General features: G+C 33.0%; 6 protein-coding genes and 1 tRNA gene. 3 read left to right on the top strand and 4 right to left on the bottom strand.

The annotated features are described in order from the left end of the window. Positions 1-47: 47 nt before the first annotated feature. The gene (locus OZP07_RS13905; RefSeq protein WP_281635567.1) at positions 48-956 is read left to right on the top strand and encodes a PorP/SprF family type IX secretion system membrane protein; all 909 of its coding nucleotides are present in this window, start codon (positions 48-50) and stop codon (positions 954-956) included. Positions 957-958: 2 nt separating this feature from the next. Continuing rightward, a complete protein-coding gene (locus OZP07_RS13900) occupies positions 959-2920 on the top strand; it encodes an OmpA family protein (protein ID WP_281635566.1) in 1962 nt (653 codons plus the stop codon). 262 nt (positions 2921-3182) lie between these two features. Here the strand turns inward: OZP07_RS13900 and OZP07_RS13895 are convergent, their stop codons facing one another. Together OZP07_RS13895 and OZP07_RS13890 are read right to left on the bottom strand one after the other, a co-directional pair. After that, positions 3183-4163, bottom strand: a complete 981-nt coding sequence (locus OZP07_RS13895) for an IS30 family transposase (protein WP_281635297.1) — start codon at positions 4161-4163, stop codon at positions 3183-3185. 374 nt (positions 4164-4537) lie between these two features. Then, a complete protein-coding gene (locus tag OZP07_RS13890; RefSeq protein ID WP_281635565.1) occupies positions 4538-5155 on the bottom strand; it encodes an IS5 family transposase in 618 nt (205 codons plus the stop codon). 370 nt (positions 5156-5525) lie between these two features. Here OZP07_RS13890 and OZP07_RS13885 point away from each other — a divergent pair. Further along, positions 5526-5610 (top strand) — tRNA-Ser (locus tag OZP07_RS13885). Between the two features lie 219 nt (positions 5611-5829). Here OZP07_RS13885 and OZP07_RS13880 read toward each other — a convergent pair. After that, the gene (locus OZP07_RS13880; protein WP_281635564.1) at positions 5830-7929 is read right to left on the bottom strand and encodes a hypothetical protein; all 2100 of its coding nucleotides are present in this window, start codon (positions 7927-7929) and stop codon (positions 5830-5832) included. A 15-nt stretch (positions 7930-7944) separates the two neighbouring features. After that, positions 7945-9576 carry an SLATT domain-containing protein gene (locus tag OZP07_RS13875; RefSeq protein WP_281635563.1) on the bottom strand — a complete coding sequence of 544 codons (1632 nt, stop codon included), beginning with the start codon at positions 9574-9576 and terminating at the stop codon, positions 7945-7947. Between the last annotated feature and the right edge of the window lie 38 nt (positions 9577-9614).

The raw sequence follows: 9614 nt of genomic DNA, 5'->3' as shown, positions 1-9614 counted from the left end.
AAAAATGGCTTAGCCATAGGTTAAGCCATTATTTTAAAAATATATAAATGAAAAAATTAGCTTTAGTTTTATTGTTTTGTTCTGTTGCTGGTTTTGCACAGCAGGATGCACAGTTTACACAGTATATGCACAATACCATCAATGTAAATCCTGCCTACGCTGGTTCCAGAGAAGTGATGAGTATTTTTGGGTTATACCGTACACAATGGGTAGGACTTGACGGAGCTCCCGAAACCAGTACAATCTCATTAAACACACCATTAAATAATAATGTAGGATTGGGATTCTCATTAATAAATGATAAAATTGGCCCTACTACCGAGAATAATATCTCGGTAGATTTCTCTTATACTATTCAGACATCAGCGACAGCTAAATTAGCATTTGGTATAAAAGGATCTGGAAATATTTTTAATCTTGATCCAAACAAACTGGAGCCTGAACATCAGGGAGATTCCCAGTTTTCAGATTTCAGAAACAAATTTTCGCCAAATGTTGGGGCTGGAGTTTATTGGCATTCAGACAATGGTTACGTAGGTCTGTCTGTTCCTAATTTTATCCAGACCAATCGTTATGATGATAATGACACCGCTATTTTTAAAGAGTTGATCAATTATTATTTCATTGCTGGTTATGTCTTTAACTTAGACCGTTATGAAATGATTAAATTCAAACCAGCTGTTTTAGCTAAAATGGTTGAAGGCTCTCCACTTCAGTTAGATGTTTCTGCAAATTTTATGTTTAATGATAAATTTACAGCAGGTGTTTCATATAGATGGAGTGCTGCTTTAAGCGCAATGGCAGGATTTCAGGTTAGTAAAAGTATGTACATTGGTTATGCTTATGATAGAGAAACAACCAAGCTGAATAATTACAATTCAGGTTCACATGAAATCTTTCTGCGTTTTGAGTTTATGAATAATTATAGCCGAATTACATCACCAAGATTTTTCTAATTATGAAATTAAAAAAAATAGTATGCACCGTATTTTTGTCTCTTTTCTTTTTTAATGCAATTGGACAAAAAGCTTTATTGCAAAAAGCAGAAAAAGAATACAATGATTTTGCTTATGCAGATGCAATAGCGATTTACGAAAAACTTGCAATAAAAGGTTATGAAGATGAAACAATGTTTCAGCGACTTGGAAATGCCTATTACTTTAATGCTGAACTGCCAAAAGCAGTAATATGGTATGATAGACTTTTTATAATTAATTCCAATCAGGAAGCGGAATATTATTATAGATATTCACAAGCACTTAAGTCAATTGGTAATTATGAAAAAGCAGATGAAATACTGAATGAATTTAGTAAAATAACTGCTGCTGACAGCAGGGGCGTTTTATTTGAAAATAATAAAAATTATCTGGAACAAATTAAATTAAATTCAGGAAGATTTGAAGTTTCTATTGTAAATGTTAATTCAGTAAGTTCAGATTTTGGAAGTGCATTCCTGAATAGTAATTTAGTGTTTAGTTCTGCTAGAAAAATTGGGAAAACGGAAGGAAAAATATTCAAATGGACAAACAAGTCATTTACCAATTTATATATAGCGGCCATTAAACCAGATGGAAAAGTTCATAATCCTGTTCTTTTAAACAAAGAAATCAATTCGAAGTTTAATGAATCGACTCCTGTATTTACAAAAGATGGTAAAACAATGTACTTCACCAGAAATAACTTTTTGGATGGAAAACGTGGAAAAGATGATAAAAATATCACATTGTTAAAACTCTACACAGCCAGTTTGATAGATGGAAAATGGGATAACATTATCGAACTGCCTTTTAACAGTGATGCATACAGTACTGCACATCCTGCGTTAAGTTTAGACGAAAAGAAGTTATATTTCGCTTCAGATATGCCGGGTACTTTAGGGCAGTCAGATTTATTTAGTGTTACAATCAATGCCGATGGAACATTTGGAAAACCTGAAAATCTTGGAGCAGGAATTAATACTGAAGGAAGAGAAACATTTCCTTTTATTTCGGGAGATAATGAATTGTACTTTGCCACTGATGGGCGACCGGGACTTGGCGGACTTGATATATTTGTTTCTAAAATCCTGGAAGATGCAACTTTTGATCAGGTGCAGAATATTGGAGAACCAATCAATACCAAATTTGATGATTTTGCTTTTATAATTAATAGCAGTACCCGTAAAGGTTATTTCTCTTCAAACAAAAAAGGTGGTATCGGAAATGATGATATCTACAAATTTACAGAAACAAAAAAACTGATTTGTGAAAGAACACTTACTGGAACCATTTTAGATAGCAAAACGAATGAAGCCATAGAAGGGGCGAAAGTAACACTATTAGACGAAAATAATCAAGTCATTCAGGAAATTGTTACCGGAAAAGACGGAACCTACAATGTAAAAGTAAATTGCAACAAAAAGTATTCGGTTAAAGTGGAAAGAAAAGGCTATCCAGTCAAAGAAAGCCAGATTACAATTTCAACAAATATTGAAAATAAATTAGATTTTACTTTAGAAAAAGAGAAAATTACTACGATAGAAATTCCAGAAATAAAAGGAATCAAAGCAGGAACAGATTTAGCTAAAATACTAAATATTTCGATGATTTATTTTGATTTAGCAAAATGGAATATAACAGATAAAGCAGCAATTGAGCTAGAGAAAATTCTAGCCGTAATGCAGGAATATCCACAGATGAAAATCGAAATCCGTTCACATACCGATAGCAGATCATCGACAAAATCAAATCTTGTTTTATCTGATAAAAGAGCCAAATCGATTATGGCATGGCTGGTTCAAAAAGGAATCACTGCTGATAGATTAAAAGGTAAAGGATTTGGCGAAAGTAAATTAATAAATAAATGTAAAGACGGTGTTAAATGTTCTGAAGAAGAACATTTGAAGAACAGAAGAAGTGAGTTTTTAATTTTACAGAACTAACTTGTAATTGTTATATTATCCTGGAGAAATGAAAAAAAATAAATGGAGCAGTGGATATACAAACAAAAACTATACCTCTAGTTAAGTTACATTTTGTATTTAATTTGTCTGTTTTTTAATAAATTAGAAAGCTTTGAGAAGTAAAATTTTCTAGAAAAGGAGTTAAATCATTGCTAAAAATAATCTTTGGATTTTTGATTTCTTTTAATATCCTGTCGTAGTTTTCTAAAATATATTTTGGCTTCATATATTAAGGGTGGATTCAACATATAAATGCAACAGTATTCAATTTATTGATTTTTTCGGCGAAAATTTCATTAGGTGTTTTATAGCCAAATCTTTTTCTGGGTCTGTTGTTTAATGTATTAACTACTGTTTTTATTTGTTGTTCTTCGATGTTTTCAAAGTTAGATTTTTTAGGAAAATATTGTCTTATTAATCCGTTTAAATTTTCATTGGCTCCTCGTTCCCAGCTATGGTAGGGTTTGGCAAAATAATAATCGATATCTAAATCTTCTGCAATGGCCCGATGATTGGCAAATTCCTTTCCATTATCCGAAGTAATGGTCTTGATTATTGGTTTCCAATCTTTCAATAATTCAATTGTTTTCTGCTGTATTGCACTAGCTTCTTTGCTTTCTACTTTTCCCATAAAAAGTATTCCAGAGGCTCTGTCATTGATAGTTAGTAACGCTCCTTTGTGATTCTTACCAATGACCAAATCAATCTCTAAATCGCCCAATCTACTTTTCTTTTCTACAATCTTTGGACGCTCGCTAATATCGACCCTACCAATAATAAGTCCTCTTTTATCCTTTAAATGTCCTCTTTTTTTATACTTTTTACCCTTGGTCCTAAGATGTTTATATAAGAGTCCTCCTTTGCGTTTATTTTCCCAAATATATTGATAGATTCTTTCTTTAGAAACCATTGCTCTTTTGTCAATTTTTGCTCTGCCAACAATTTGTTCAGGACTGTAATCTTGCTTTAAATAAAACAAAATATTTGCTTCAACTTCTGAGGTTAAAGTGCATTTTTTGATCTTAACCTTATGCCTGTTTAAAGCTTTTTTATCCGCCAAAACAGCTTTATAAACACCACTTCTTTGATCAGAATTACGTTTTATTTCTCGAGAAATAACTGATTTGTTTTTATCTACCAATTCAGCAATTTCGGAAATACTGATACCGGCATTTCTATATACTTCTATTTTGTATCTTTGTTCTAACGTTAAATGTGCCATCTATTTTGAGTGTTGCAACCCAAAGATATGATGATTTTTTCGCCAACTCTAGTGTTATTCTTTTGACCTAGGTCAAAAGAATAACACTAGAGTTTTTTTTCACGTTGCATTTATTACTTGAATCTAAGAAGGATAGAAATTTAGGTTTAAAAAAAAGACAACCAATAATTAAATAATATTAAAGTTATTACATAAAGAAGCCCTGCGTGTGTCAGCATCAACAGGGCTTCATACTAACCAATTTAAAATAAATCCGGATCACTTTTTAACGAATATATTTCTGTAAATGGCAGTGTTTTTTAGAATACCCTGTTTAAAAAATATTTATCCAGGGTATTCAGACCAATTCTATGGAAATGAAACTTAGAGCCTGTTTAAATTTTATTCAATAATAATTTTATAGTTGAAATTTTGACCATATTCTCGGATGTTTCAAAAAGTAGTTCATAATTTCTACATAATCTTCGGTCGTTGTCAAACCAAGAGAATGTTCTCTCTACAATCCATCTTTTATGTATAGGTTTAAACCCTATTTTTCTATCATCTGAACGCATTACCACTTGAATAATATAGCCAAATTTATTTTTTATGTTTTCAATCACTTCGCCTCTGTAACCACCATCGGCAAGGATTACTTTTATAGGACATAAAAAATAGTGAAGCGTCCTCATTAGTAAATCTGCCGCTTTACTATCATGGACATTGGCAACTGTTACCATTATTGCCAAAAGAAACCCATTTTTATCAACCACAATATGCCGTTTAATTCCTTTTACTTTTTTATTGCCATCAAAACTATTTAAGTAACGATTGTTTCCCCATCGTACACTTTGACTATCCATTATTCCTAGACTTGGCATTGTATTTTGACCTCTATTAAACCTGACTTTTTCTCGCAATTTTGGCAGTAATAAATCAAAACATTCCAAATTTGACCATTTCCAATAGTAATAATACACTAATTGCCATTTTGGAAAATCTTTAGGTAACATTCGCTACTGACAACCTGTTTTTACGAGATAATTAATCGCATTCCAAATGACTTTCAAATTATATTTCCGATTTCTATTATCGATTTCTAAAGTCTTTTTTATAAATTGCCACTGGGTTTCTGTCAAATCGGTTGGATACATCTTTTTATGGTTTGGTCACTACAAAAAGACAAATTTCAATCGGTTTCTTTAACCCATAACAATTATTTATTTTAAATTTTTAAACAGGCTCTAAATATGTAAAGTTTTGGTTATTAGTTCTTTGTTTTTTTTTATGTAAATATAATTAACACTTAGTCTTTAAATATTTTTTTATTTAGAAAAAGACACTATATTTGCACTCGCAATCAGGAATTGATGGCAACATACTGGAGAAATGGCAGAGCGGTCGAATGCGGCAGTCTTGAAAACTGTTGACTGTAACAGGTCCGGGGGTTCGAATCCCTCTTTCTCCGCGAGCTGAAAAGCAAATGGTTACAAGACCCACTAAATTCAACGATTTAGTGGGTTTTTTCTTTTTGGGTTATATCAAATTATTCATTAAATCTCAAAGTTTAGGTGTCTAAAAACCATTAAGCATAGGATAGGAGAGTTTATAAGCGATCCTAAAAAAAATATAACCCCTGAAAATCAAATGAGTTGCAGGGGTCTGTTTTAATTATAAAAATGTTTGTCTATTTTTTTGCATCACTGGCGTTGGTCTCCTCAGGTTTTGTTTCCTCGCTTTTTACTTCAGTAGTCTTATCTTTTTCTGGAGTTACTTCTGGTGCAGGCTGCGTTTTCTTTGAAAGACTGAAGGGTATATTATAAGAAATACCAATAGCGGGTCGGACACTAAATTTTGAAACATATTTAATGGTGGTTTCCGTTGAAGGGATAAGGCCATAGTCAGATCCAGGCAAACCATTATTGTCATCTTTTCTATATACATTGCTTATCTGATCAACATTTCCGGCTGCAATTCCCAGATTGATAGCTATTCTGCCGCTCTCCCGCCCAAATAACAAACTTAAACCTGTAAAATAACGCGGTCGTACCTGATTATTTAAACTTAGTCCGACACCAATATGACCTCCCAAGCTAAACGATGGCATGTATTTTCTATAAAAGTGAAGATAGCTACTAAATCCGAATTCACCTGAATTGGTCCTGTCTTTAATAATCTTTTTATACTTGAGAGTATCATTTACAGTACCATTAGTTACAATAGAAGTGGTATCACGAAGATTGTAAACATCATCTTTCAACCAAGCATAATATAAGCCGGTGCTTACATCAACTTTAAAATTACCTGTAATATAAACTTGTATTGTTTCATCTTTTGCTTTGTCCATGAACGGAGTATTTTCTCGTGCGAGAATACTGTATTTAAAATCAATCCTGTCTTTATCATATTTAGCTCTGGTTAGATACTCCATATGGTATGGAGATGCCGGCAATAAATTATAAAGGTCTTTTGCTATTTTATAAAGTGTAGAATCTGATTTTTTAATTTCCAGTTCCGACTGCATAAACTTATCAAAAGATATACCTACAGGCTTATGTACCTCAGTTTCTAAAAAATTATCAATATTTAGCTTCGCTGTTGTTTTACTTTCAATAAGCTTGAAATGTAAGTTATCACAGCTACTGGATAATTTCTGCTGAAGTTCCATTAACCTTGCAACAATAAGAATTACTGCTGCACGAACCTCGTCTATGCGTTTAGCCGTTTTAGCTTCTGGCTGCTCTGCGCCGTCTGCAGTAGGAATGCCTGTATTAGTAAAGTTCAAATACTTTAATAACATCTCATTGGCGTCCTGCCATATGGATACCGATGTTTGATCAATAGACAGTTTGTAAGATGAGGGATTAACATTTATTATTTCAAACGCAATATTGTTGCCGGCTTTAACCTCAAAATATTTACGTTTCTTTTGGGAAAGCACAGAGGTTATGCCTTCAAAATCAAACCAATAGATATCATTTGCTTTAGCATCATATATTAAACGATTTTTGATTTTTGTGCCCTCATCCTTTAATTTCAAGATTTCTGTCTGTCTGGTGGTAATTAAACCTTTAAGATTATCAACATCTTCTGGTAGTTGGTCTTTGCTGAGGCTAGTAACTTTAGTTTTGTTTATTTTATTAATTTTGCCTTGGTATCTAACTATTAACGGATCAGAAATAATTTTTATATATTCAGCAACACTGCTATTCAGACAAGGGTAGGTATCCTCCTCACAGCAGGAACTCGCAGTAGGAAAAAGACCGCTCAAATCGAGACTGTATTTCAGCGTTTCAATCAGAGCTACATAATCAATTTTTGCTTCAGTACCATCTTTTGACCCTTCCTCTACAAGATCACTCTCATCATCTGGACTTAGCTCAAAGCTATATACACATTCCAGTTCTTTAGGCTTTTTTTTATTTTTTATATATAAAATCTTATAGCTGATTTTTTTAGTATTAGATTCAACTCCTGAAAACGGATCTCCAGTATCTAATATCAAATTCTTATCAGACAGGTCAAATTTATTTGGTAAAGGCTTACCATCTCTTTCTAATGAGTATCTGTCGAGAACTTCTTTTGCTTTCGCTGCTGTTGGGAATTGTATATAAATCTGATGTGTCTCGCCCTTTTTAAGTTTAAGCGGATTTTTTTGCGGTGATTTACTGCAATTTTCCGGCTTTAGTTCTTCAAATTCTATAGATGTCATTTTTTGCGCACAGAGAAGCAGTGGGCAAAACATTACAAGGGCAACCATAGAACAAGTTTTTAGTAATTTATTCATAGCTTAAGGATTTAATTAATCAATAGTGAATGGAAATCTATTAAAAATACTGCGCATCGGGATTGCCCAAGCATATCCGTTACCGGAAGCAAATATCATGGCTAAAAGCTTATTGTCTTCAGTTAATACAACTGAACCGCTGTCACCTTTGTCACATTTTATCTCCAATTGAATAACATCAGTAAAATTGAAATTAGTTGTGCCAAAATAATTAACGGTTTGAGTACAATAAATAGAAAAAACTTTTCCCCCTTCTACCTTTCCTGAAGTTCGTCCGCAAAATTTTACTGTAAGTTCTTTTTCATCTGATTTTTTCAGATCGTGAATCATTGTAGCATGAGGAAAATTATAAATGGTACTACCAATATCCTCGTCAGTTGTTCTAAAAAATGCGCAATCCATTTTCCGATCAAAAACACCATGACTTACTTTACCTAAAAAACTAAATTTTTTATTTACTTCGCCGCCGTCAATGGAAGCGGGAGAAATAATATTACTTTCGTCAATAATTTTCTGAGTTTCGTCCTGTATTATTTCGTGCGTACCTTTTAATAATTCTTCCGGAAATATCACATGATAACAACTAAGGCCATATAGCTTTCCATCAGATAATCTAACTCGCATCCCTAACGTTCCGGCGCTATTAATATTTTGTCTTCCTATGCTGACACCGGGAGGTTTGGGAAGTTGAAGATCTTTACCTGAAAAAATACTGCTTTTTGCAATCCCGGTTTCAATTACATCGGTTGGAATCTTGTAACCACGTGAGTAAATGAATGGTGGTATCGCATGAATGTGTTGATTTGTAAAATCAGATTCTTTTACAGATACATTAAATTGCAGGCAGTACGTTCCAGGATTTATAACAGTTTGGTCGATACCCTGTACTTTCTTGGCAATTGATACGCCGGTAAAACCTTTAATATTTTGTCTCCATGCATCTCCGTTTTCATATATAACGGCTTTTAGCAATTCGAATTGATCCTCTTCATTGAGTCTGGGAAAGGAATTTTCTCTTGACTCTGCATTTGCAGAAGTAACTTTACTTCGTTCCTTTTGCTCTTCAATATCGGCCTTGAGAGCTTCACTATGGGATTTAATCGATGCTGCTAATTCAGCTAGGTTTTCCTGAAATTCTTTCGCCCATGTTTCAGTTTCCTTTCTGATCGCATTATTGAAACTTTCTTGGAATTTTAGTTGCGCATCAATCATTATGGCAAAACCTTCAGGTGCTAACGGGAAATTATTAAGATAGAGAACTTGCCAGTTTACAATAAAAGAGTTTGTCATATTCTCCAAATCCATCTTTATTAGTGTAAATCTGATCCAGCTATTAGAAAAACCATAATATTTATCAAATAAAAGAATCCCCCCCGCCAGAGCAGCTAAAAAATAACCTATGTACAGGTTTTCTGGGTCATTAGAATGTAAAGAAATGTAAGGTACGAGTGAACTGCACATTAAGAGTAAGATTGCAAAAAAACGAATCCATTTAGATACTCTGCCTTTCCATACACGTTGTTTTTCGTACCACTTAATTTTACTTTTAGCCAATAAAATTGCTTGTGTATAAATCTCATTTACTTTTTTTTTGGCCTCCTGATTATCCCAGTCACTGAGTGGAATAAACTTGATAAAACTACTCATGATGTCATTTTTTTAAAATATTTTAATTATATATTTTT

Origin of the sequence: Flavobacterium marginilacus, from assembly GCF_026870155.1 — a bacterium.
GTDB lineage: Bacteria > Bacteroidota > Bacteroidia > Flavobacteriales > Flavobacteriaceae > Flavobacterium > Flavobacterium marginilacus.
Note: the sequence above shows the minus strand (reverse complement) of the source record. Positions and strands in the feature narration are given on the sequence as shown.